This is a genomic window from Desulfovibrio legallii (assembly GCF_900102485.1).
Classification (GTDB): domain Bacteria; phylum Desulfobacterota; class Desulfovibrionia; order Desulfovibrionales; family Desulfovibrionaceae; genus Desulfovibrio; species Desulfovibrio legallii_A.
Genome location: NZ_FNBX01000002.1, coordinates 40787 through 65446, shown reverse-complemented (window position 1 = coordinate 65446; position 24660 = coordinate 40787). Strand labels below are relative to the sequence as shown.

Below are 24660 nucleotides of genomic sequence, written 5' to 3'. Positions count from 1 at the left end.
CTGGGGAGCGTTTTTTGTTTTTTTATGTATAGCCAATATATCTCGCTGCGTTACAAACTCTTTTACGCCCATCATATCTTGCAGCAAGCCAAACATCGCATATCAACATGCTGTATTTAAAACAGTTAAAAAATATTTTCTTCCCCACTGAATTTGCAATTTAAGCCTTATGACTAAACTTTGCGCGCAAAATGTCGTAACTATAATTATCATAACTGTTTTTCATTTGATAATTCTTCAATAACATCCTTGAATAAAAAACATCAGTTTGCGGGAGGGGAATATGTTCGGTGCATACAAACGATTGCGTATTGTTCCCAAAGTAGTCATCCCTGTGGCGCTGATTCTGGTGTTGGGCCTTGGCCTGCTGGCCTGGCAGATCCAGTGGCGCAGCGCAGCCGCCGTAGGCAGCGTAGCCAAGCGGGAGCTGGCCGCCCTGGGCGGCGAAAAAGGCAACCTGATCCGCAGTTTCATCAATGGCGCTGTGGGCGAGACCAAGGCGTTGAGCGGGGCCCTGGCCCAGGCTATCGCCACAGGGCAGCAGCCTTCGCGGGAAAGCCTGGCGGCCCTGCTGCGCGGCGTGCAGATGGGCAATCCGGACCTCTTTGGCGTGGGCGCCATGTGGGAACCGAACGCTTACGACGGCAAAGACGCCGACTGCCGCGGCGCGGCGGGCAGCGACGCCAACGGCCGCTTTCTGCCCTACTGCGCCACCGGGGCCAAGCTGGTGAACCTGGGCGAACAGCTGGACCAGCCCTACTATACAACGCCCAAGGCAACGCAGGCGGTCTTTCTTTCCGACCCGCAGCCCTACACGGTCAACGGCAAGGCGGTGCCCATGTCCTCCGTGGCCTACCCTGTCCTGGTCCAGAAGGCCTTTCGCGGCGTGGTGCTGGCGGATATTTCCGTGGACCGTCTTGTCCAGCTTGTTACGGAGATCAAGGTCTACAGCACGGGCTACGCTTCGCTCCAGAACGACCAGGGGCGCATTCTGGCCCACCACAAAAGCGAGCTTATCGGCAAAAACGTCTTTCAGGCCAACGCGCTACAGAACGAGCAGGCCGCCATGGCGGCCTTCAAGGCCGGCGAACCGTACTTTGAAGCCGTGAACGCCGCCACGGGCGTTATGCTGCGCTATTTCCACCCCATCGCCATTGAGGGCAGCAGCCAGCACTGGTACCTGAGCGTCGCCGCCCCTGAAAGCGAGGTGATGGCCCAGGCCACGGAAATCAGCCGCCTGACCCTGACCATGTCCGCCGTGCTGCTGGCGGCCCTGCTGCTGGCCGTCTTTCTGCTGGTGCGCAGCTCCCTGCGGCCCGTCAATTATCTGGCCCGCACCGCCGAAGTCATTGCCGGCGGCGACCTGCGCCACACCATTAAGGACGAAGGCTTCGGCGGCGAAATGAAAACCCTGAGCACGGCCCTCAAGGCCATGATCCAGTCCCTGCTGGAAACCATAGCCAAGGCGGAAGCCCTGGCCGCCGACGCCAAGGCGGAATCGGAAAAAGCCCGCCAGGCCACCCGCGAGGCCGAGGCCGCCACGGCCAGGGCCGAAAGCGCGCGCCGCGATGGCATGCTGGCCGCCGCCGGGCAACTGGAAGGCGTGGTGGGCGTGCTCTCCTCCGCCTCCACCAAGCTGGCGACTCAGATCGAACAATCGGACCGCAGCGCCGCAGAATCCGCCCAGCGCCTTACCGAGGCCGCCACGGCCATGAACGAAATGAACGCCACCGTGCAGGAAGTGGCCAAAAACGCCAGCCAGGCCTCCGGGGCCTCCAGCGACACGCGCGAGCGCGCCCTGGCCGGCGCGCGCATTGTGGAGCAGTCCCTCCAGAGCATTGAAAGCGTGCGCGACGCCTCCCTGGCCCTCAAAGAGGACATGGCCCGCCTCAACGAGCACGCCCAGGCCATCAGCCGCATCATGGCCGTCATCTCCGACATTGCGGACCAGACCAACCTTCTGGCGCTCAACGCGGCCATTGAGGCCGCCCGCGCGGGCGAAGCCGGACGCGGCTTTGCCGTGGTGGCCGACGAGGTGCGCAAACTGGCGGAAAAAACCATGGCCTCCACCACCGACGTGGGCAACGCCATTGCCGCCATTCAGGACAGCACGGCCAAAAGCATGGAGGGCGTGGACAACGCCGTGCGCCAGATAGGCCAGGCTACGGATTTTGCCGAGCAGTCCGGCAAGGCGCTGGAAGAGATCGTCAGCACGGTGGAAGCCACGGCCGACCAGGTTAACGCCATTGCCGCCGCCAGCGAGGAGCAGTCCGCCGCCAGCGAGGAAATCAACCAGAGCATCAACCACATCAGCAGCATGTCCCACCAGACTGCCGATGCCATGGACGGCGCGGCCCATGCCGTTTCCGACCTGGCCAATCAGGCCCAGCAGCTCAACAACCTTATAGAGGAAATGAAGCGCGGATAAGCCCGCGCCCCAAAACGCAACGGGGGGCCGCCCACTGCCGGAGGCCCCCCGTTGCCGTATCCGGCCCGGCTTCTCCTTGAGGCCGCGCAGCCGCAAGGACACGTGCATTCCGACGTTGCAACGTTGCCACGCCGTGGCGGCTGCGCGAGCTTACGCCCGCCGTGCAGGCATAAGCGCATGCCTCTGCGCTGCTAAACGCCGGAACGGGCGTGTCATAACCGTTGAGAACGCATATGCGCAAAGGCGGCCTGTTCTATTGGGCAAACAGGATCAACGCCACCATTTTAAGGTCCGTATCGCCGGTATTGAGCAGACCGTGGCTCTCGCCGTCGGGGCAGACGGTGACGTCGCCGGGCCCCACGGGCGTTTCTGTGCCGTTGTCGTTATACAGGCCGTGGCCTTCCAGAATGTAGTAGATCTCCATTTCGCCCTTGTGGCCGTGCATGCCCACAGCACAGCCGGGCTTGAGCAGGCCGATGTTGAACAGACGGCCTTTGCCCGCCAGGCCCTCGGCCGGGACAATCTTGGTAAAATGCACGTCGCCGGGGCCGCCGAACATTTCTTTGGCAAAAGTTTCCAGTTCCGTTGCGCGATGGATCATAAGCGTCCTCCTCTGGTTTTGGGGTGCGGGGGGATCAATTTTCGTCCTCGTCCTCCACGGCGGGTGCAGCGGCAGGCGTAACGACGGGTGCAGCGGCAGGCGCAGCATTGCCGGGCCTGGCCGGACGCCGGGTTCTGCCGCCCACCAGGCGCGGCCGACGGCGCGCCTGACCTCCGGGCTGGCCGGGCTGCCCAGCCCGGCGCGGGGGGGCCTGGTCCGCAACGGCCGTGGGCACCGCCGCGGCAGCCGGATTCGCCGCCGGGCGCGGGGCGGGGCGCGCGGCAGGCCGCAGAGCGCGGGGCGCGGGCACATCCTTAATATGCACGTCCAGCTGCGGGAAGGCAATTTCTATGTCCGCCTCGCGGAAGGCTTTTTCGATCTCCAGGCGGATGTCCGACGAAGTGGACACGCTCACGTCGTAATCCCGAACCCAGAAGCGCAGGGTGAAGTCCAGGGTGCTGGCCCCAAAATCGTCAAACGACACGGCCGGAGGCGGATATTTGAGCACATTGCTGTGGCTGTTGGCGATGGCCAGCAGGATCTTCATGACCTGATCGGCCGAACTGCCGTAGGCCACGCCGATCTTGATCTCCCGCCGCACGGTGCGGCTGTTGCGCGTCCAGTTGATGAGCCTGCTGGCTACAAACTCGGAGTTGGGCACGATGATCAGGGCGTTGTCAAAGGTTTCCACCATGGTGGCGCGCACGCTGATCTTGCGCACCCGGCCCTGGATGCCGCCCACGTCCACCACGTCCCCGGCCTGCAGGGTGCGGCTGAAAATAAGGATCAGGCCCGAAAGGAAGTTGTTGACAATAGTCTGCATGCCGAAGCCGATGCCCACGGAAAGACCGCCGGCCACCATGGCCAGGTTGCTCAGCTCCATGCCCAGGGCCCGCAGCACAAACAGCCCGAAGCAACACCACAGGGCGTAGGTAAAGGCCGTCTGCATGGGCGGGATGAGGGTGGAATCAATGGTCAGGCCCTGCTTGGGCAGACGGGCCAGAAAGCGCGAGCCCATGGCCACGGCCGTGCGCGTGAGGTAGAACATGGTGATGATCAGCAGCACATGAACGATGTTGAACTGCGTGCTGCCCACGCTGACCCCCTGCAGCAGGTAGCGCTGCATAAGAGCCATGCCGCCCGGCAGGGTGCCGATCCAGAGCGAAACGCCCACCACCACGGCCACCAGCACCACGGGCGCGGCCAGGGCCACGGCCAGATGGGCAAGCGCGGCGCGCACGCCCTCCTTGGGCAGGTTGTCGTTCAGGTTGCTGACCATGGCCATGCCGCCCAGGCAGAGCTGCAGGGCCAGCGAAGTGGAGGCAAAAAGCAGGTACAGCACCATACTATAGATGTGCAGGCCGGAAAGGGCCAGCACCAGGCAGATCCAGAGCGCCAGGGGCTCGCATTCCAGCACGCTGGCCTCCACATGCAGGGGGCCCAGATCCGGCCGGGGGCGGCGGCGCTGGCGCACCATGGCCGCAATGACTATCCCCAGCCAGATGAGCAGCACCAGCGCCTTGGTGAGCGGCAGATAGAGCAGCACATACGCCCCCAGGGTGAGGGGCATGAGATCCCAGAAGGGCGCGCGCTCCACGGCTACATCAGGATACTTGAGCCGACGGAAGTCCCAGGCCAGGTAGAGCTGCGCCACAATAAGGCAGAGGTTGCCCACGGCCAGGAGCAGCCGAAAGAACTCGCCTGTGGCGGAAATGGAGCTGCCCAGCAGGGCCAGGCCCACACAGAGCCAGGGCAGGCTGACCCGGAAGATGTGCCGCACCGTGGCGTTCTGCGCCGCGGCCGCCGCATAGCGCCGGTACAGCAGGGTGCAGAAGGCCCCGGTAACCAGAAGCCCGATAAGCAGGCGCACCAGGGCCGTGCCCCAGCGGTCCGGCGTAACGGGAATCTCCACGGGCAGGCGCAGCACCATGCCCTGCAGGGAATAGCCCATCTGTTTGGAGAAGTCGCGCCAGGCGTCGGGGCTGAGCCAGGGCACCGGGCGCTGCAGGTAATAGTCCTTCCACAGCAAGGGCAGCTGCGCGCCGATCTCTTCCCTGGTCTTTTCCAGCCGCTTGATCAGGGCCAGGGAGGGGGCCAGGGCGGCGTCAAACTGGGCCAGCACCGCCGTGAGGCGCAGGCGGGTGAGCGTCAGACGCCTGGCGTAATCCTGAATTTCCGGGCTCAGGCTGCTGTCCTGCAGGTCTTCGGGCAGGCTGTCCGCCAGGTAGCCGATGCGCTCCAGCAGGCCTTGCGCCTCTTTGCGGGCCGCCGTCATGGGGTCCAGCAGTTTGCGCAGGTCTTCCATGGTGACCGTGATGCGGCGGCTTACGGCCTCCATGGGGTTGGGCCAGTTTTTGTATGTATTCACCAGCACCAGCAGACGGCGGGCCTCCTCCGTATAGGGCTGCACCCGCGCGCTCAGATTGACCGTGCGCTGGCTGAAATCCGCACTCATCTGCGCGGCTTTGTCGTCCACCTCGTTCAGCATGGTCCGCTGGTTGCTCCAGACGGCTTCCCAGGGATCCTGCAGGGGCAGGACGGGCTTGTCCGCATCCGTCTTATCCGCACCCGTCTTGGCCGCGTCCGCTTTGGGAGCGTCCGCTTTGGCCGGAGCCTTGTCGCCGCCCTTGTCCGCGTCCGTTTTGGCGGCGTCCGCTTTGGCCGACGCTTTGTCCGCGTTCTTATCCGCGCCGTTTTTGGCGGCCTCTATCCTGGCCGCCTTGTCCGCGCCCTTGGCGTCCAGGTCGGCCTTGGGCGCGGCCTTATCCCTTGCCGCTGCCGCCAGAACCGGCCCAGGGCCGCTTCCCACGCCGCAGGTCAGCGCCAGAGCCATGCAAAAAATCATAATGACTGCACGCATGCTGCCATCCTTACGCAGAGTGTCGCGCCGCCGCAAAGGCCGCGGCCGTGCGCAATGCCTGTGCATACGTCAAGCGCGCCCATTTGAAAAGAGCCGCTTTACAAGGCGCACCTCGGGCGGCATAGTTCAGCCATGACCGCGCCTGCCCCCGTTCACGCCCCCCTGCCCGTGGCCCTGACCCGCTGCCAGGACTATACGGAACCAACCCTGAGCCGCCAGACCGGCGCGGCCCTGGACGCCGCCCGACTGACGGAGCACATCTCCCTGCGCGGCGCGCGGGTGCTGGTCAAACCCAACCTCCTGCAGGCCAAGGCCCTGGCCTGCACCACGCCCGCCGTGGTCGCCGCCGCCTGCGCCTGGCTCATGGACCAGGGCGCGCGCGTCACCGTGGCCGACGCCCCTGGCTTTGGCCGCGCCGCCGCCGTGGCCCGCGCCGTGGGCCTGGAGGCCGCCCTCAAACCCCTGGGCCTCGCCGTGCGCCCGCTGGAAACCCCCGTGCCCACAACCCTGCCCCTGCTCTCCGGCTCCCCCCCGCCCCACGGCCGCGCCCCGCGCTTCGGCATCGCCCGCCTGGCCCTGGAAAGCGACGCCATCCTCTCCCTGCCCAGGGTCAAGGCCCACAGCCAGATGCTCCTGACCCTGGCGGTAAAAAACTGCTTCGGCTGCGTCTGCGGCCTGCGCAAGGCCGTGGTCCACGCCCGCGAAGGCCGCGATCCGGATTTTTTCGCCGACTGCCTGGCCGCGCTCTGGGCCGCGCTGCCGCCCGTGGCCGCCCTGGCCGACGGCGTGCGCGCCATGCACGTCACCGGCCCCAGCAAGGGCGAACCCTTCCCCCTCAACCTCCTGGGAGCCTGCGCCAGCGCCCCGGCCCTGGACGAAGCCCTCTGCGCCGTGCTGGGCCGCACGCCGTCATCCGTGCCCCTGGGCGCGGCGCTGATCCGCCGCCAGGCCCCAGGCACGGCCGCCGCAGGCTGCGTGCCCGTCTACCCCCTGCTGCGTCCTGAAGATTTTGACGCCGCGGGCTTTGTGCTGCCCGCGCGCCTGGCCCATACCTCCTTTCACCCGGCACGCCTGCTCAAAAGCTGCGCGCGCCGCATCTGCGCCGTCTTCCGCACCTGAACGGCAAGGAGAACCCCATGCCCAAAATCCTGCCCGGAGAAACCGACATCTACGCCATCACCGACCCCAACTACTCCCTGGGCCGCCCCCTGGAAGAAGTGGTCCGCGCCCTGCTCAGCGCCGGTGTGCGCATCGTGCAGTACCGCGAAAAAAAGCTCAAAGCCGGAGCCATGCTGGAAGAATGCCGCCTGCTCCGCCGCCTGACCCGCGAGGCCGACGCCTGCTTCATCGTGGACGACTATGTGGACCTGGCCATCCTGGCCGAGGCCGACGGCGTGCATGTGGGCCAGGAAGACCTGCCCGTGCCCGAAGTGCGCTCCCTGGTGGGGCCGGATATGCTCATCGGCCTCTCCACCCATAAGCCGGAACAAGCCCAGGCAGCGCGCGGCCTGGGCGCGGACTACATCGGCGTGGGCCCCATCTACGCCACCCACACCAAAGAAGACGTCGTGGACCCCGTGGGCCTCCAGTACCTGGACTGGGTGCACAGCAACATCGACCTGCCCCTGGTGGCCATCGGCGGCATCAAAGAACACAACATCGCCGACGTGGCCCGCCACGGCGCGCGCTGCTGCTGCCTGATCACCGACCTCGTGGGCGCGCCCGACATCCCCGCCAAAGTGGCCGCCCTGCGCAAAGCCATGCGCGCGGGACAGTAAGGGGCCTTGGACTGTTGTTTTTTGTGGGGGGAAGGGGGGACTTTTGTGGACAAAAGTCCCCCCTTCCCCCCACACCCCCCATCCCCTTCAAAAAACTTTTCTCCCCTCAGGGGACGCCACAGGCGTACCTTGGACCAAAAAACAAACCGTCCGGAGCAGGAAGCGCACACCGGGCAAAAAGGCCGTCCGGAACAGGGAAAGTACACGAGGCAAAATAGGCCGCCCCGAAACAGGGAAAGTACCCTTGCGGCACTGACCTGAATCGGAGCGGCCCGTTGATGCAGCCAGCGGGCCAAAAACGCCCGCTGTGGAGGTGTAAGCGCAATTTATTTGCTCTGTTAAGCGTCGAAACAACCGTGCCTTAAACTTTGAGAATGCCTGTTCTCAACGGTACTCTGCGCTACTTAATGACGCCGCAGGCTATCCGCGCCCCGCCGCCGCCCAAGGGGGCGGGCACGTCGGCGTAGTTGTCGCCGCCGGCGTGGATCATAAGGGAGCGGCCCCGGATTTCCGCCGTGGTCAGGCCGGGGGCGTGCAGCTTGGCCTTGGCCGTGCCCTGGGCGTCGGCAGTGATAAAGGGCAGGTCGCCCTTGTGGCCCGGCTTGCCGGGGCCTTCATGCTTGCCGCTGTGGGCGGGGTCAAAGTGGCCGCCGGCGGCCAGCCCCGCCACGTTTTTGCCGTCCTTGAGGCCTGGGGCGCACGAGGGCTTCTCATGAATGTGCATGCCGTGGGGCCCGGGCGGCAGCCCGGCCACTTCCACCAGAATGTCCAGCCCGCCCTTGCCGTCGTCCGCAAAAACCACCTGCCCCAGCGCCTTGTCCACGCCGGCGTCCATTATCTTATTGATCGGAACCGTAACGCTCTCGGCCCGGACATGGCCCGCGGCCAGCAGCAGAGCGCCGCCCATAACCAGCAGAACAGGAAGAATTCTTTTCATAAACGTCTCCTGTGGGGGAATTGCGGCACGCGAAAATCCGCACGCCTTTTCCACATAGTAAAACCCTACGCAAAGGCGGCGTATGGGTCAACCCGGAAGCCGGATTTCGCCCCCTTGGCGAATGGCGACAAAAAGTGTATGCTCACATGTTGGGATTTGTCATGAAGGAATATCGAGACCACTACTTTCTTAAGGCCAAGCGGGAGCACTACCCCGCCCGGTCCGTGTACAAGCTCAAGGAGCTGGACGCCAAATTCCGGCTGCTCAAGCCCGGCCAGAAGGTGCTGGACCTGGGCGCCGCGCCGGGCTCCTGGTCTTTGGGCGCGGCGGAGCGCGTGGGGGACCACGGCCTGGTGCTGGCCTGCGACATTCAGGCCACGGACACGGCCTTCCCCCCCCAGGTGGAGTTCGCGCAGGAGGACGTTTTTGCCCGTTCTGCGGCCTTTGAGGCCCGGCTTGCGGCGCTGGGCCCTTTTGACGTGGTGCTGAGCGACATGGCCCCCCGCACCACGGGCACGCGCTTCACCGACCAGGCCCGTTCCCTGGAGCTGGCCCTGGAAGCCCTGGCCGTAGCCCGCCAGCGGCTTAAGCCCGGTGGGCACTTTGTGGTCAAGATTTTTATGGGGCCGGACATTCAGGAGCTGCTCGCGCCCATGCGCGCGGGCTTTGCCACGGTCAAATCCTTCAAGCCCAAAAGCTCGCGGGCGGAAAGCAAGGAGACGTTCTTTGTGGGCCTGCATTTTCACGGGCAGGACGCGCCGCCGGGCATCTGAACTTTTTACTCACCGCAGGTTTTTTCGGAGGTTTTATGTCAGGGCACAGCAAATGGGCCAACATTCAGCACCGTAAGGGACGCCAGGACGCCAAGCGCGGCAAGATCTTCACCAAGGCCGCCAAAGAAATCATCATCGCCGCCAAGGGCGGGGGCGATCCCGCGGGCAACCCCCGTTTGCGGGCGGCCATCGCCGCCGCCAAGGCCGTGAACCTGCCCAAGGACAAAATCGACGCCGCCATCCGCAAAGGCACCGGCGAGGACGCGGGCGGCGACCTGACCGAAACCTTCTATGAAGGCTACGGCCCCGGCGGCATTGCCGTTATGGTGGAAGTGGCCACGGACAACAAAAACCGCACCGTGGCCGAAGTGCGCCACCTGTTCACCAAGCACGGCGGCTCCATGGGCGAGAACGGCAGCGTGGGCTGGATGTTTGACCACAAGGGCGTCATCTCTGTGGACAAGGCCGCCTACGCTGAAGACAAAATCATGGAAGCCGCCCTGGAAGCCGGGGCCGACGACGTCATTGACGACGAGGACGTCTGGACCATCCACACCGCCATGGCCGATTTCGCCGCCGTGCGCGACGCCCTGGAGGCCGCGGGCATTGTCATGCAGTCCGCGGAGCTTGCCATGGTGCCGCAGAATCTGGTGCCCGTGGACGCGGACATGGGCCAGAAGGTGCTGCGCCTTATGGACGCCCTGGACGACAACGACGACGTGCAGAACGTTTACGCCAACGCGGATTTCCCCGACGACATGCTTACTGACTGACCCGCTTGCGCGCCCGCCTTTCCCGGTCTATACTGGGCAACGGCGGGCGCGTTGCGCCCCCGCACAAGGAGCCGCATGGAGGCATGGGACATTGAATTTCGCGCCCTGAGCGCAGGCTACGGCGAACATGTGGTGCTGCGCCATATCAACGCCGTGCTGCCGGGGGGCAAGGTTTCCGTCATTCTCGGCGGTTCCGGCTGCGGCAAATCCACCTTGCTGCGGCAGGTCATCGGCCTTGCGCGCCCCCTGGAAGGCAGCGTGCTGCTGGGCGGGCGCGACCTCTTTGCCCTTGGCCGGCGCGACTTCCGCCGGGCCCGCCGCCACATGGGCGTGCTTTTTCAAGACGGCGCGCTGCTGGGGGCCCTGACCCTGGTGCAGAACGTCACCCTGCCCTTAAGCGAGCACCTGCGCCTCTCCAAAACGCGCATCCGCGAGGCGGGCCTGCGGGTGCTGCGGCTGGTGGGGCTGGAAGATTTTGCCGATTATTATCCCAATCAGCTTTCCGGCGGCATGCGCAAACGTGCGGGCCTGGCCAGGGCCATCATCGCCGAGCCGCGCGTGCTGCTTTGCGACGAACCCACCAGCGGCCTGGACCCCATCACTGCCGCGCGCATGGACGCCCTGCTGCTCTCCCTGCGGGAGCAGATGCCCGACATGACCCTGGTGGTGGTAAGCCACGACCTCGCAAGCCTGCGCGTCATCGCCGACCATGTGCTGGTGCTGGGCGAAGGGCGAGCCCTGTTTTCCGGTTCCCTGGCCGCGCTGGAAAGCAGCGCGGATCCCTATTTGCGCCAGTTTCTGCGTCGCGAACCCGGCCCGGGCGCGGGCATCAACCTTCAGGACCCGCCGGACCCAGCAGTGCGGCAGGCCCTGGACCGCTGGCTGGCCTCCTGAGCCGCCGCGCCGTCCGCTGCAAGGGCCGCGCTTTTGCCGCGTGGCCGCCTGCAACGGCGCAGGGCTTGAAACTTGGCCCCCGTGTCCGTATAGTTACCAACGGTTATCACCTGCAAACCGGCAATCTGGATACCGCATGAATTCCGCTAGAGAAACCGCCGTGGGCCTTTTTGTTCTTATTGGCCTGCTTTGCGTGGCCTACCTCACCGTCAAGCTGGGCAAGATGGAATTGTTCAGCTCGCAAGGCTTTGAGCTGGTGGCCCGCTTTGATTCCGTTTCCGGCCTCCGGGTGGGAGCGGATGTGGAAATGTCCGGCGTGCCCGTGGGGCGGGTGGTGGACATCCATCTGGATCCGGACCCGGTGCGCAACCAGGCCGTAGTGCGCCTGCGCCTCCATAAGGATCTGCGCCTTTCGGACGACAGCATGGCCTCCATCCGCACCAGCGGCCTTATCGGCGACAAATACGTCAGCCTCTCGCGCGGAGGCTCGGACCAGATGCTCGCCCCCGGCGACGCCATTACGGAAACGGAATCCGCCGTGGACCTGGGCACCCTTATCAGTAAATACGCCTTCGGAGGAGTCAAATGATGCCCGCCGCCAGGCCTTCGCGCCTTCGCGCCTTCCGCCGCTGCCTGCTGCTCTGCTGCCTGCTGGCCCTGACCTTGGCCGCCTTGCCCGCCGGGGCCGCCACACCGGCCCGCCAGACGCTGGAAACCTCCATCAGCCGCATTCTCAACTGCATCAAAAATCCGGACTACGTCAATCCCGCCACTCGCGGCCCCCTGCGCCAGCAGATCGAGGACGAGGTGCTCCATGTCTTTGATTTCGGCGAATTTTCCTCCCGCACGGTAGGGCCGCGCTGGCGCGCCTTCACCCCGGAGCAGCAGCGCCGCTTCAGCGACGCCTTCGCCGATCTGCTCATCAACACCTACCTGAACAAAATCGACGGCTATAACGGCGAGCAGGTGCTCTACACCGGCGAAACCGTCTCGCCCGACGGCAAGCGCGTGGAAATCCAGACCAGCATCACCATGAAGGACGGCAAAAAGGTGCCCGTGGCCTACCGCATGCTGCCCAAGCGCAACTCCTGGTTCGTCTATGACGTGCTTATCGAGAACCTCAGCTTGGTCAAAAACTACCGCACCCAGTTTCAGGACATTCTGAACAGTGCAAGCCCCGACCAGCTTATTGAAAAAATCCGGGCCAAAACCCGGGAGGTGGGCCAGAGTGGCAGCTGACCGGGTCACACGCCCCTGGCGTTGCGGCGTCACTGCCTTGGCCGCGCTGACCGTATGCTGCTGCCTGCACGCCGCGCCCGCCGCCGCCGCGCCGGAGCAGGCCGCGCCTTCCACCGTTTACGGCAACGCCCCGGCCCTGCCGCCCGGCGCCGTCACCGTCCACCCCTACGGAAGCCTGCGCGTTTCCGACAACCTGGACGACTACGACGACGCGCCCATAAGCGTCATCGCCGACCCCTTTGAACCCTGGAACCGCTTCTGGTTCCACTTCAACGACATCTTCTTCCTCTATGTGGCCAAGCCCGTCTATAAGGCCTGGGAGTTCATCACCCCCCACCAGCTGCGCAGCGGGCTGAAAAACTTCTTTTCCAACATCCTCTTCCCCGTGCGCTTCATCAACAATATCCTTCAGTTCCGCTTCATGGAAGCCGGGGTGGAGTTCGGCCGCTTCATCATCAACACCACCTCCAGCGCGGGCTTCGCCGATGTGGCCAAAGGCCTCAAAACCGTGGTGCCCGTGGACCCCGCCGGCGAGGATTTCGGCCAGACCCTGGGCCGCTGGGGCCTGGGCCACGGCTTCTACCTGGTTTGGCCCTTCCTCGGCCCCAGCTCGGCGCGCGACACCGTGGGCCGCGTGGGCGACCTCTTCGCCGAGCCGCTCTTCTACCTCCAGCCCTGGGAGCTGAGCTTCGGGGCGGGCGGGGGCCTGCGCTTCAACGCCCTGGGCGATGTGCTGCCCCTCTACGAAGACCTCAACTCCGTGGCTGTGGATCCCTACATCGCCATGCGTGAAGCCTATGTGAGCTTCCGCCGGGCGCAAGTGCTGCACTAAGGCCATGACCGCCGCCTCGCCTTCCATGCCGTCCGCCGCCGTGCCCACGCCGCGGACAGGCCCCCAGGCGCGCGCCCCGCAGAACGCCGGGACGCCTTGCGGCACGGAGCCCGCTGCAGCCGCCCCTCTGCTGGAAATCGAGGATCTGCACGTCCACTTCCGCACGGACCAGGGCCTGCTGCCTGCCGTGCAGGGGCTCCATCTGCGCCTGGCCGCGGGCCGCACCACCTGCCTGGTGGGCGAATCCGGCTGCGGCAAAAGCCTCACCGCCAAGGCCGTGCTGCGCCTGCTGCCGGAAAACGCCCAGCAACGCGGCCGTATCCTCCTGGAAGGCACGGACCTTGCCGCCTGCTCCGAACGCGAACTGCGCCGCGTGCGTGGCCGCCTGGTGGGCATGGTCTTTCAGGAGCCCATGACCGCCCTCAACCCCGTGCTCACCGTGGGCAGCCAGGTGGCGGAGCCCTTGCGCCTGCACCTGCGCCGCTCCCGCGCGGACGCCCGTCGGGAAGCCGCGGCCCTCTTGGCTGAAGTGGGCATCCCCGATCCCCGCAACCGCTGCAACGACTACCCCCACCAGCTTTCCGGCGGCATGCGCCAACGGGTCATGATCGCCATGGCCCTGGCCTGCGGCCCCCGCCTGCTGCTGGCGGACGAACCCACCACCGCCCTGGATACCACCATTCAGGGCCAGATCCTGCGCCTGCTGGCCGCCCGCAGCCAGGAACGCGGCATGGCTGTGCTGCTCATTACCCACGACCTGGGCATCGCCGCCCAGATGGCCGAAACCGTGGGTGTTATGTACGCCGGTCGCCTGGTGGAGTGCGCCCCCACCCAAGAGCTTTTCGCCCACCCGCGCCACCCCTACACCCAAGGCCTGCTGCGCGCCGCCCCGGCCCTGCGCCAACCCGGCCTGCGCCGCCTGCCCACCATCCCCGGCAGCGTGCCGGACCTGCGCCAGATGCCCCCCGGCTGTCCCTTCCACCCCCGCTGCCCCCACGCCCTGCCCCGCTGCGCCGTCCAGATGCCCCCAGAGCACGCCCAAGGCCCGCACCGCGTGGCCTGCTGGCTCGCGCACAAGGACTGAGACAGAAAAATTGGGGAGAAAACAGCGTTTTGTGGGGGGAAGGGTATATTATCTATGGATCCGAATAGGGCATTTTAACCTTGAAATGCCCTGGCGGCTGTGCGGGCAGACGCCCGCAGTGGAGGTGTAAGCGCAATTTATTTGCGCTGTTAAGCGCCGAAACGAGCGTGCCTGAAACTTTGAGCAATGCCTGTTCTCAAAGGTACTCTGCGCTAGTACCCTGGCCGAGCGTTTTTACGCATGTGTCGGCCTCTGGCCGGGCACATCTTTCCGCGGCAGTTGTGCGCGGCACACGGGGGCGGGGCGATGCGCTCCCGCTTGCCAGCGCCCCCTGGGTGCTTATACTATAAGGAATGCGGTCTTGCGCCGCGGACGGACGTTTTTGCAGCATAAGGAGTTGGCATGACCAGTCAGATCAAGACCGTTCTTCTTCTGGGTCTGCTTTCGGGCATCATCATTGTCATGGGCGGCCTGCTGGGCGGGCGCACGGGCGTTATTTTCGCCTTTGGCCTGGCCCTGCTCATGAATCTGGGCAGCTATTGGTATTCGGACAAGATCGTCCTTTCCATGTACCGCGCGCGGGAGCTGGCCCCGGAAGAAGCCCCGGCCCTGCACCGCATGGTGGAGGAGCTGGCCCATAACGCCGGCATCCCCAAGCCCCGCATTTGCGTGGTGCCTGAGGCCGCCCCCAATGCCTTCGCCACAGGCCGCAACCCGGAGCACGCCGTTGTGGCCGTGACCGAGGGCATCATGCGCCTGCTCTCGCCCGAAGAGCTGCGCGGCGTGCTAGGCCATGAGATGGGCCACATCAAGAACCGGGATATCCTCATCCAGACCATTGCCGGGGTCATGGCTTCGGCCATCGTCACCCTGGCCAACATTTTTCAGTTCACGGCCATTTTTGGCGGCAACCGCGAGGGCGAGGGCGGCGCAAACCCCCTGGCGGCGCTTATGATGGCCCTGCTGGCCCCCCTGGCCGCCGGGCTCATCCAGATGGCCATTTCCCGCTCGCGCGAGTACCTGGCCGACGACACGGGCGCGGCCCTCTGCGGCCAGCCCCTGGCCCTGGCCGGAGCTTTGCAGAAACTGGCCGCGGCCAGCGGGCGCATTCCCATGCAGGACGGCAACCCCAGCACGGAGCAGATGTTCATCGTCACGCCCTTGTTCGCCCACGGGGGCATGGCCAGCCTGTTCAGCACCCATCCGCCCATTGAGGAACGCATCCGCCGCCTCCAGGAAATGGCGCGGCAACAACAGCGCGGGTAACCCCTGCCGGTGAGGTCAGTCCATGCCCAAACGCCTTCTTCTGCTTGCCTGTCTGGCGCTGACGGCCTGCGCCAAAACCCAGGAGCCCACCCCGGCCCCCGCGCCGGAAGGGCCCGCCGAGCCCTGCCCGTATGTCTACGTTTACGCGCCGGGCAACTACATCATTGATATTGCCAGCGGCGCGGACGTGGTGCTGGATCCTGGGGCCAGCGATTTTGAGCTCTTCTGCTCCCCTGGCGCGGCCCGTGCGGCCGTCAACGCGGCCATGGCCGCAGGGCGGCTGCCCCGGGGCGACTGGCGCATCTACCGCCTGGAAGGCGACCTTACCGATCTGGCCCAGCCCCTGCCCCACCGCCGCTACATGCTCAAACGCATGGCCCAGGTGGTGGACTGGGTAACGGAAAACATCTGAAAGCCCTTCTGCACGACCGCAGGCGGACAAAGAGAGGGGATGCCCTCTCTTTTTTTTGGCGTTGGTGCGGACAAGCGCGCTGCAGTGCTCTGACAGTCGCACGGCAGCTACCCGCGGTGGTGTCCAGAATTTTCGCATAGTTCGTAGCGGCCGCGTGGTCAGGATTTTGGGTCTGCCTTAAGGCCTTGCAACTTTGAAATGCCAACCCCGCAGGCCAACGCGCCCCAAACGCCAAGGGGCGCCCTTGCGGGCGCCCCCTGATGTTGTGATGGCGTTGCTCCGGAGCCGAGCTTACATGGTCGAGCCGGAAGCGGCGCGCTGCATTTTGATTTCCACCTTTTCGGTGAGGCTGGAGTAGTATTCGCGCAGGATGGCGAGCACTTCTTCACGGCCGAAGTGATCCGGCACTTCCGCGCCTTCGGAAAGCATTTTGCGCAACTTGGTGCCGGAAAGGATCACGCGGTCTTCCTTGCCGTGGGGGCAGGTGCGCATGCTGGCCATGCCGTCGCACTTTTTGCAGTAGAAGGTCCAGTCGATATTCAGCGGATGGCAGAGCAGGCGCTTGCCTTCCTCAGCGGGCTGGGGAATCCTGCGGAAGATTTCCTGCGCCTCAAACATGCCGTAGAAGTCGCCCACACCGGCGTGGTCGCGGCCCACGATGAGGTTGTTGATGCCGTAGTTCTGGCGGAAGGTGGCGTGCAACAGGGCTTCACGCGGACCGGCGTAGCGCATGTCCAGGGGATAGCCGGCCTGGATGACGAAGTCTTTCACGAAGTACTTGTCCACCAGGGTGTCGATGCACTTCACGCGCACTTCGGCCGGGATGTCGCCGGGCTTCAGGGAGCCCACCAGGGAGTGGATGACCACGCCGTCGCACACTTCAACGGCGATTTTGGCCAGATACTCGTGCGAGCGGTGCATGGGGTTGCGCAGCTGCAGGGCGGCCACTTTCTGCCAGCCGCGTTCGTCCATCTTGGCGCGCAGCTGGGCGGGGGTCATGTACACGCCGGGGAACTTCTCAGGATATTCGCCCTGCGAAAGCACTTTGACCGTACCGGCCACGTTGAATTCCTTCTGGGCCAGCACCATCTTCACGCCGGGGTGGTCGCTGGGGGCCACTTCCCAAAACTTTTCGGAGTCCGGGCCGGCGCCCTTGAACACCAGCTCGCATTCCCACTTTTTGTCGGCCTCGGTCATCTCATAGACTTCCTCAACCTTCATGGTGGCCATGATTTCGCCCTTGCGGACCAGGGCCACTTCTTCGCCGGGCTTCAGGCTTTTGGCGTCGGCGGCGGCCACGTCCATGGTCACCGGCACGGGCCAGAAGGTGCCGTCGGAAAGCGTCATTTTTTCACAAACGCTCTTCCAGTCGGCCTTGTTCATGAAGCCTTTGAGGGGCGAAAAGCCGCCAATGCCCATCATGATCAGGTCGCCCTTGGCGCGGGAAGAAATTTCGATCTGCTTCAAGCCAGCGGCTTTTTTCTTTTCGTCTTCCAGGGCCTTGCCTTCCAGCAAGCAACAGACCAGACCCTTGCCGCCATGAGGAGCTACCAGTTTGGACATCGCGAAATCCTCCGTGTTTTGGTTATGTGCGCCTCCCCCAGGAGCTGGCGTGCCGGCTCGCCAAACGGGAGGACTGCTTTCAAAAAGCATCTTGTGAATAATCTAACAAAAAGTCAACCATCTCCCGAAAAAAATCTTGGCTACGCGCCTGAAAAAGAAGCTGGGGTGCGGCCCGCATCTGCTTGCAGATAGTTCATCATAACCTGCTCCACGGCAAAAGAGAAGGGGGAAATAAGGAAAAAATGTGCCCGTCCCACATCGGACGGGCTGGATGGCGCTTTTTTTCTCAAGCGCGGCGCGCACCTTGCGCGCTGAAAAAATTTCTCCCTTGGCAGGGTCAGGTGTGGAACCGGCAGGGCCCCGCCTGTGCGTTCGTTTGCCCTGTGGGCACAGCGCTTGCTTTGTGGCGTTCATGCACCCCCGACGCGGGAGGACGCATAAAGCGTCCAGGCGCACGCCCGCCTGCAGCAACACAGAAGCCCCCGGCAACGGCAGGCTGTTCTTCCTGCCGTTGCCGGGGGCTCACTACCGCCGAACGACGTCCTGCGCGGGGTGCGCGGGCGTTCCAAAAGACGCGCCCGGCCCCGCTGCTTTCGGTTATTCCGCTGCGGTTCCCTGGGTTTCCACCAGCTTCTGCACGGGCCAGCCGTGGGCCTCTGCCGCGGCCTGGGTTTTGGGCCCGCCCAGCACGCACACGGCCCCTTCCCGCGCGGCCGTGGCCAGCACCTCGGCAAACTCCTTGAAATGACGCGGGGTGGTGCTGAGGATTTCCTCACGCATGAGGGCGCGGGCGGCCTCCGTATCGTCCGTGAGCCAGCGCGCCAGGGATTGCGCGCCTTTGGCGTCGGGCAGCTGGTAGGCGTCCAGATCCCCGATGGCCCCCACAATGGCCTGGGTAAGCTGGGCCTTGTCCGGGGTGAAGGCGCGCAGAAAGTCCGCCATGCCGTCAAAGGCGGCCAGGGTGTCGTCCACATTGGGGTCGCGGTAGGAGGAGCAGACCAGGGTGCCGCCCAGGCGGTCCAGGCCGCAGAAGGCCCCGTAGGCCCCGCCCCGCACCCGCACCTGTTCCCACAGATAGCCCATGCGCAGATAGCGCAGAATGGCGCTGGCCGAGCCGTGGTACGCATAGCCCAGGTCGTAAAGGTTGGCGGCCTTGCCCACATAGTTGATCTGGGCCGGGGCCACGAAGGCTTCGCCGAGGGGCAGGTCCAGAGGGGCCGCGCCCAGGTCGCCGCGCCCGCCGGCCCGCGCGGGCGGCAAGGCCCGCAAGAGCTGCCGGGCGTGGGTTTCGGCCAGGGCCAGGCCTTCGGCCTCGGCGGTGCAGTCGAACACCGCGCCGGGCCGGGCCACGATGCGGCGGCGCAGGTCTTCCATATCCTCCAGCAGGGCCTGCGGTTCGGTTTCCAACTGCCGGAGCAGCCCGCGCACGCTTTCCAGGTAGCTCAGGCCCGTGGTGCGTTCGGCCACGGCCCCCGCGCCCGTGTAGCGCGCCCGCAGCCGGGCGCTCACCGCAGCGTGCCCCGCCGCCTGAAGGCCGTGCTCCAGGCGCGCGCGGGCCTCCAGCAGCATCTGGCGCAGCCGCTCGCCCAACGCCGCAACGTCGGTCTGCGGCTCCAGCAGAATTTCCGTCATCAGGGCAAAGAGGTCCGGCAACTTGTCGTACACGGCCTTGCCCGACACGCTGAGGCAGCTCACGGTCTTACGGCTGCCGCGCACTACGCCCAGCAAAGGGTCGGCCCCCAGGCCGCCGGTTTTGGCGGCCATAAGCGCGCCCAGCTCCGTATAGTCCCGCCGGGCGGTGCCCGTCTCCGTAAGGCTGCGGGCAAACAACGGCAGCAGGGCCGCCAGACGGTCCGGCACATTTTCCAGCGGCAGCAGCAAGGTGGCGTAGGCAATGCCGCGGGTGGGCAGCTCATGGCTGAGAGCCGTTTCCGGCCACTGGGCCACAGCGCGGGGGATGGCGGCGTTTTCGCGCGGCAGATCGTCCAGCCCCAGCGCGGGGATGGATGCCAGGGCCTCCGGGCTGTCAGGCGCGGTCTGCGCCGCCTGCAGGCGGCGGGTCTCCTCCGTCAGGGCGGCCCTGGCCTCCGGCCCTGCGGCGACCTGCACGGCGGCCACGCGGGCGGCCTCGGCCGCCTCCCGCCGCGCGCCCAGACCGGCGTCGGGCAACAGCACCACCGTGGCGCGGTGGGCGTTGTTCAGGAAGTTGTCTGCAATGGCCGCTTCAAACAGCTTTTCGCCCGCGGCCAGGCGGTCCTTGATGGCCGTGAGGGGAGCTTCCCAGGCCAGGGGGGCCAGGGGGTCGCCGTCATAGAGCCAGGTGGAGAGCGCCTGGATCATGGCCGCCAGCCCGCGCGGAAAGCGGCCGGAATTGTTTTCGCGGTAGGCGAATTCCACGCTGTTGACGGCGGCCTCCACGGCGGCGGCGGGGATGCCCGTGCGCGTCAGGTCCGTCAGGGTATCAAAAATAAGCGCCTCGGCCTTCTGCACGTCTGCCGGGGCCACGCCCTTGAGGCCTGTGGAGTAGTACATCTGGCGCAGATCCGTTTCCAGCCCGCAGCCGGTGGTATCCTCCCCCAGGCCGGAGGCGATCAGCGCTTTGCGCAAAGGCGAGCCGGGCAGCCCTTCCAGCACATGTTCCAGCATCTCCATGAGCAGGGCCTGGTGCACGTCGCCGCGTTCGCCCAGCAGCCAGTTGACGGTAAACAGGGCGCGGTTTTCGCCCGCCGCCGCGGCATAGGGCAGCTCCAGCCGCCGGGGCATGGTAAGCCGGGGCTGCAGGGGCACGGCGGAATCCACGGGCCGGGCCGCATAGTCCTGCAGGGCCGCGGCCAGCAGGCGCAGGCGCTCCTCCTCCGGGTCGTCGCCCCAGAAGAAGAAGCGGGCGTTGCTGGGGTGGTAGTAGCGGCTGTGGAACTCGTGAAAAGCCGCATAGGTCAGATCGGGGATGCGCTCCGGGTCGCCGCCGGAATCCAGGCTGTACAGCGTATCCGGGAACAGGGCCTGCTGGCTCTGCTCCCCCAGGATGGAGTCGGGCGAGGAGTAAACGCCCTTCATCTCGTTGTAGACCACGCCTTTGTAAGCCCAGGGGCCGTCGGGCGTGGGGGCCTCCACATGCCAGCCCTCCTGCTTGAAAATGTCTTCGCTGATGCGGGGGTGGAACACGGCGTCGATGTAAACGTCAATAAGGTTGTAAAAATCGCGCAGATTGCAGCTGGCCACGGGGTAGCAGGTCTTGTCGGGAAAGGTAAAGGCGTTGAGGAAGGTCTGCAGCGAGCCCTTGAGCAGCTCCACAAAAGGTTCCTTCACCGGATATTTGGCCGAACCGCAGAGCACGGAATGCTCCAGGATGTGGGCCACGCCCGTGGAATCCGCCGGGGGGGTGCGGAAGCTGACCCCGAAGCATTTGTTCTCGTCCGTATTGCTGACGGAGAGCAGCTCCGCGCCCGTGACCGCATGCCGCCACAGGCGCGCCGTGCCGCCCGCTTCGTGCAGAATTTTTTCCGTAAGCAGTGTGAAACCGTGCCTGTTCATGACTGTATCCTTTTGACGGAACCGAAGGGTAAGGATTGGTAAGGCTGTGCCGGCAAGGCTTGTCCGCGCCCTGCCCGCGCGGGCCCGATGGGGCGGGCTGTCCGCGCCGCTGGCGAAGGAACATTGAGGCCTGAAACGCCTAACGCTCCACCGGGAAAATATTGCGGAAGACCACCGCCCCGTCCTGGCTGCGCACCTCCAGCAGCACCTGGGCGTTGACCATGCTGGTGCGCCCCGCGCCCACCACCATGACCGAGCGCTTAAAGCGGCTGATGCGAAAGCTGGCGGCGCTTTCCGGGGTTACGTCCAGCGGGCGGCGTTTGCCGTCGGCCGTGAGCAGGACGGCGCTCACCATGCCGACGGCGATCTTCTGGCTGTCCGTATTGCGCAGGTCCAGGGCGATGCGCAGCTTGCCGCCGCGCAGGGCGCGGGCCTGGACATTGCTCACCGCCACATAGCCCGTATCCACGGCCGGGAAGTCCTCATGGCCGGGGCCTTCAGCGCGGGGCGCGGGCTCCGGCGGCGCGGCCTCGGCGGGCGGCGCTTCATCCCCTTCCAGGGCGTTGAGGCGGCGGAGCACCTGCTCCCTGCCGGGCAGGTTTTCCTCCTGCAGCAGGGCTTCCAGGTTTTCCAGCCGTTCCGCCGTGGCCTGGGCGGCCTGGTAGTCGCTTTCAAAGCGCAGCACGTTTTCGCGCAGTTGCGCGTTCTGCTGCCACAGCCGCCAGCACTGCCAGCCCAGCAGCGCGCAGACCACGGGCAGGCAGGCGCAAAGCAGCAACAGCAGGCGGAAGCGGCTTTGCCGCACCCGATAGCTGCGGCGCGGCCCCGCATCGGGCATAAAGATAATGCAAAGGTTGGTTTTATAGCCCAAGGCCGGCTCCGCGCCGCACAGGCGTCAGGGTTGGGACGCGGGCGGCAGGGCGGCCCAATCCTCGCGGGCGATGCGCCAGCGCTTGCCGTCGTAGCGCAGTTGGAGGGTCTTGGTGCCCCGGTCGCTGTGGCCGGAGCTGTCCGCGTAGATCTGGGTCATGTCCGCCCGCAGGCCCGTGCGCTCCACCACCAGCCGCAAACCGGAAATCCGCACCAGGGTGGGCTTGACGCGGGCCCAGAGCTGTTCCTTCTGCCGCCGGATATTGGCGGCCCCGCGCCGCCCCTGCTGCAGGGCGTCCGCGGTATAGCACTCCAGGTAGGCATCCAGGCTTCCGGCCTCCCAGGCCTTGCGCCAGGCTTCCAGATCTGCGCTGACCTGGCCGCTGACCGCGTCCAGATAATCGGCGGCAAGCCCTGTGGGGCCGGGCTGGAAGCGGGCCGCCACAATGCGGAAGCCGCCGTCCTCGCCCCTGCGCCACCAAAGCGTGCGCAGGCCTTCGGCAAAGCCTTCAGGGGCCGCCGTCATCTGCGCCCAGGCGGTCACGACCAGATTGCCTTTGATTTCCATCTCCGGCTTGCGGTTGATGACCGTAAGCCAGGGCGCGGCAAAGCGCCGCTCCAGCTCGCGCAGGGTGGTGCGCAAGGAGTGCCCGCGCGGCACGCCGGGCTCGCGGTTATAGCGGACCTGGTCATAAAACGCGGCGATCTGCTGGGCGGACCGGGCGGCAAAGGCCGCATTCCAGCCCTCCACGGCCGCGGCCAGGGCCTGCCGAGTTGCGGGCGTGAGCTCCAGAACCTGCGCGGCGGGCGCGGCGGGCACGACGGGCGCGGCCGCCGTTTCAGGCGCGGCTGTCGCGGGCGCAGGGGCGGGCTGCGCGGTCGCTGTGGACGCGACAGGCGCAGGCGACGCGGCTGCCGCAGGCGTGGATTTCGCGGGCGCGGGCCGGGGCGATTCTTCGGGCGGCAGGGCAGGCCGGGCTGCGCTGCCGGAAACCATGCCGGGGCGCGCGCCCCAGTTGACTTCCGCCGGGGGCGGCGAAGCCTGGCGGCGCGGCACCAGCGGCTCGCTCACGGCCAGCAGAGTGCGCGCGGCGGCTTTTTCCGCGGGCGCGGCCTTGGCGGACGGAGCCGGCTTTGCGGCAGCCGGGGCCGGGGCTTTTTCCGCTGCCGCCGTTTCCCGCGCGGCATCAGGAGCGGCGGCGGGCGCGGCCTCTGCGGACGCCGGCTCGGCGGCGCTTTCGGGCATATCCAGGCGCGGCGGCCGGGGCGCTTCGGAGGAAGCGGCGTCGCTCACTACCTGCAGCGGAGCCTCGGCCACCAGGCGGCCCTTCTGAAAATCGGCCCGCATGCCCAGGTCGCGCGGGGTCCACTCCATGCCCACAATGCGAAATCTGTTGTCCTTGCCGCGCTGCCAATACAGACGGCGGATGCCTTCAGTGGAAAGGTTGGAGGCCGTATAGAACTGCTCCGACCAGGTGACCCAGTAGCCCGGCCCCTGCAGCGCATGGATTTTGCGGTTGTAGATTTTGATGAAGCTGAGGATCTTGAACAGCCGTTCCTTGTTCTGCCGGAAGGCGGCGAAACTTTCCGGCATGGCCCTGGAATAGGCTTCGGGATCGTAAAACTCGAACAGCTTGCGGGAGCGCGCGGCCCAGGCGTTGCTCCAGGCCTGCATAAGACGGCGCAGCTCGCGGGCCGTGCCGTCGTCAGGGCGGGGCACGCTGCGCTCGTCCAGCTTTTCGGCCAGGACCACGGCCGTGCCCGGGGTGAGCTGCGGGCCCACCTCGCCGATCTCGTCCAGGCCGATGGCCACGCAGCCCCTGGTGGAAAGGGGCTCAATGCCGAAGCCCTTGCTGTGGATCCAGATGCCGTGGCCGGTTTTGCCGCGCAGCCGGTCCACAGGGTTGGGATAGTTGAGCGTGTAGGCTATGCCGCCGTATTCCCTGAAGTCCAGGCCGCTGGCTATTTTGTATTCCACAAAGTAGACGCCCTCAGGCGTGCGCAGGTCGTTAAGGGCCTGCTTATCGCCGGGGAGCTGCCCCGTGGTGCAGGGGAAACTGTATTTGAGCTTAAGAGGGCTTTTTTTCTCAAAAAAAAGAAAGGTCTGACGCGCCTTATCCACGGCCACCAGATGTGTGGGCAGGCCCTCGTTGTAGAGGGTGGCCTGCCAGTTGTCCGCCAGGGCCTGTCGGGCCGAGGCCACAACGCCGCAAAGGAGCAGCGTCAGCACCGCCCCCCAGAGGCGGCAACCGGCTCCCTCAACGCGCAAGGGCCACCAGTTCCGCACGGGTAAAGAGCGCAAGCAGGTCATACCCCGCCTCACGGAGCTTTTCCCGGCCACCTTCCTCCCGATCCAGGATAGCGCAGACCGCCGCAATGGACAGGCCCGCCTCCCGTATTCTTTCGCAGGCTTTGAGCAGCGAACCGCCCGTGGTGACCACATCTTCCAGCAACGCCACCCGGTCGCCCGGGCGGAAGTTGCCCAACCCCTCTACAAACTGGCCGGTGCCGTGGCCCTTGGCCTCCTTGCGCACCAGAAGGCCGTGCAAAGGGCGGCCCAGCTGGTGCGAAACAACCGTGGTGGCGGAAACCAGCGGATCCGCGCCCATGGTCATGCCGCCGACGCCGCGAACGTCAACGTCCTTGAGCAGGTTGTTGAACAGCGTGCCGATGAGCCAGGAGCCCTCAGCGTGCAGTGCGGTAACGCGACAGTCGAAATAATAATCGCTTCGGCGGCCGGAAGCCAGCAAAAAATCACCTTCCCGGTAGGATTTTTCCACCAGCAGACGCGCCAGGCGGCGTTTATGGTCCAGCAT

20 protein-coding genes are annotated in these 24660 nt (G+C 65.7%); 12 read left to right on the top strand and 8 right to left on the bottom strand.

Going from position 1 to position 24660, the window contains the following annotated elements; all coding sequences use genetic code 11:
* The first annotated feature begins 283 nt into the window (after positions 1-283).
* Complete coding sequence (locus BLS55_RS01535; RefSeq protein ID WP_092152600.1) at positions 284-2428, top strand: methyl-accepting chemotaxis protein; 2145 nt, start codon at positions 284-286, stop codon at positions 2426-2428.
* Between the two features lie 253 nt (positions 2429-2681).
* Here the strand turns inward: BLS55_RS01535 and BLS55_RS01530 are convergent, their stop codons facing one another.
* Together BLS55_RS01530 and BLS55_RS01525 are read right to left on the bottom strand one after the other, a co-directional pair.
* Entirely contained in the window at positions 2682-3029 is a 348-nt protein-coding gene (locus BLS55_RS01530; protein WP_092152599.1) for a cupin domain-containing protein, read from the bottom strand.
* A 34-nt stretch (positions 3030-3063) separates the two neighbouring features.
* Positions 3064-5889 (bottom strand): mechanosensitive ion channel family protein, encoded by a 2826-nt coding sequence (locus tag BLS55_RS01525; protein ID WP_257243088.1) that lies wholly within the window; start codon positions 5887-5889, stop codon positions 3064-3066.
* Between the two features lie 132 nt (positions 5890-6021).
* On the opposite strand from BLS55_RS01525, the gene BLS55_RS01520 reads away from it, so the two are divergent.
* Both BLS55_RS01520 and thiE read left to right on the top strand, forming a co-directional pair.
* Entirely contained in the window at positions 6022-7008 is a 987-nt protein-coding gene (locus tag BLS55_RS01520) for a DUF362 domain-containing protein (RefSeq protein WP_092152596.1), read from the top strand.
* A 17-nt stretch (positions 7009-7025) separates the two neighbouring features.
* Positions 7026-7667, top strand: coding sequence for a thiamine phosphate synthase (gene thiE / locus BLS55_RS01515; protein ID WP_092152594.1), 642 nt, complete (start codon positions 7026-7028; stop codon positions 7665-7667).
* 400 nt (positions 7668-8067) lie between these two features.
* Here thiE and BLS55_RS01510 read toward each other — a convergent pair whose 3' ends face one another.
* Entirely contained in the window at positions 8068-8604 is a 537-nt protein-coding gene (locus tag BLS55_RS01510) for a superoxide dismutase family protein (RefSeq protein ID WP_092152593.1), read from the bottom strand.
* 161 nt (positions 8605-8765) lie between these two features.
* Between BLS55_RS01510 and BLS55_RS01505 the strand changes: the two genes are divergently transcribed.
* The 9 genes from BLS55_RS01505 (at position 8766) to BLS55_RS01465 (ending at position 15877) form a co-directional block, all read left to right on the top strand.
* Positions 8766-9377 (top strand): RlmE family RNA methyltransferase, encoded by a 612-nt coding sequence (locus BLS55_RS01505; RefSeq protein WP_092152592.1) that lies wholly within the window; start codon positions 8766-8768, stop codon positions 9375-9377.
* Between the two features lie 35 nt (positions 9378-9412).
* Positions 9413-10150 carry a YebC/PmpR family DNA-binding transcriptional regulator gene (locus tag BLS55_RS01500; protein WP_092152591.1) on the top strand — a complete coding sequence of 246 codons (738 nt, stop codon included), beginning with the start codon at positions 9413-9415 and terminating at the stop codon, positions 10148-10150.
* A 75-nt stretch (positions 10151-10225) separates the two neighbouring features.
* Positions 10226-11044, top strand: coding sequence for an ABC transporter ATP-binding protein (locus tag BLS55_RS01495; RefSeq protein ID WP_092152589.1), 819 nt, complete (start codon positions 10226-10228; stop codon positions 11042-11044).
* A gap of 136 nt (positions 11045-11180) precedes the next feature.
* Positions 11181-11633: an outer membrane lipid asymmetry maintenance protein MlaD gene (gene mlaD, locus BLS55_RS01490; RefSeq protein WP_092152588.1), complete on the top strand. Its 453-nt coding sequence runs from the start codon at positions 11181-11183 to the stop codon at positions 11631-11633.
* Positions 11630-12283: a Tgt2/MlaC family protein gene (locus BLS55_RS01485; RefSeq protein ID WP_257243087.1), complete on the top strand. Its 654-nt coding sequence runs from the start codon at positions 11630-11632 to the stop codon at positions 12281-12283. Before mlaD ends, BLS55_RS01485 begins: the two co-directional genes overlap by 4 nt.
* Positions 12273-13115, top strand: a complete 843-nt coding sequence (locus BLS55_RS01480; RefSeq protein WP_180365359.1) for an MlaA family lipoprotein — start codon at positions 12273-12275, stop codon at positions 13113-13115. Before BLS55_RS01485 ends, BLS55_RS01480 begins: the two co-directional genes overlap by 11 nt.
* A gap of 4 nt (positions 13116-13119) precedes the next feature.
* Entirely contained in the window at positions 13120-14199 is a 1080-nt protein-coding gene (locus BLS55_RS01475; RefSeq protein WP_257243086.1) for an ABC transporter ATP-binding protein, read from the top strand.
* 402 nt (positions 14200-14601) lie between these two features.
* Positions 14602-15465: a zinc metalloprotease HtpX gene (locus BLS55_RS01470; protein ID WP_092152583.1), complete on the top strand. Its 864-nt coding sequence runs from the start codon at positions 14602-14604 to the stop codon at positions 15463-15465.
* Between the two features lie 22 nt (positions 15466-15487).
* Positions 15488-15877 (top strand): DVU_2496 family lipoprotein, encoded by a 390-nt coding sequence (locus BLS55_RS01465; RefSeq protein WP_092152582.1) that lies wholly within the window; start codon positions 15488-15490, stop codon positions 15875-15877.
* Between the two features lie 291 nt (positions 15878-16168).
* Here BLS55_RS01465 and sat read toward each other — a convergent pair whose 3' ends face one another.
* From sat to pyrE, 5 genes are all read right to left on the bottom strand, one after another.
* Positions 16169-17440, bottom strand: a complete 1272-nt coding sequence (gene sat / locus BLS55_RS01460) for a sulfate adenylyltransferase (protein WP_092152580.1) — start codon at positions 17438-17440, stop codon at positions 16169-16171.
* A 597-nt stretch (positions 17441-18037) separates the two neighbouring features.
* Positions 18038-20974 carry an insulinase family protein gene (locus BLS55_RS01455; protein ID WP_092152578.1) on the bottom strand — a complete coding sequence of 979 codons (2937 nt, stop codon included), beginning with the start codon at positions 20972-20974 and terminating at the stop codon, positions 18038-18040.
* Positions 20975-21113: 139 nt separating this feature from the next.
* Positions 21114-21845, bottom strand: a complete 732-nt coding sequence (locus BLS55_RS01450; RefSeq protein WP_092152577.1) for a hypothetical protein — start codon at positions 21843-21845, stop codon at positions 21114-21116.
* Between the two features lie 24 nt (positions 21846-21869).
* A complete protein-coding gene (locus BLS55_RS01445) occupies positions 21870-24074 on the bottom strand; it encodes a L,D-transpeptidase Cds6 family protein (protein WP_257243085.1) in 2205 nt (734 codons plus the stop codon).
* Positions 24075-24102: 28 nt separating this feature from the next.
* Positions 24103-24660: an orotate phosphoribosyltransferase gene (pyrE, locus tag BLS55_RS01440; protein WP_092152764.1), complete on the bottom strand. Its 558-nt coding sequence runs from the start codon at positions 24658-24660 to the stop codon at positions 24103-24105.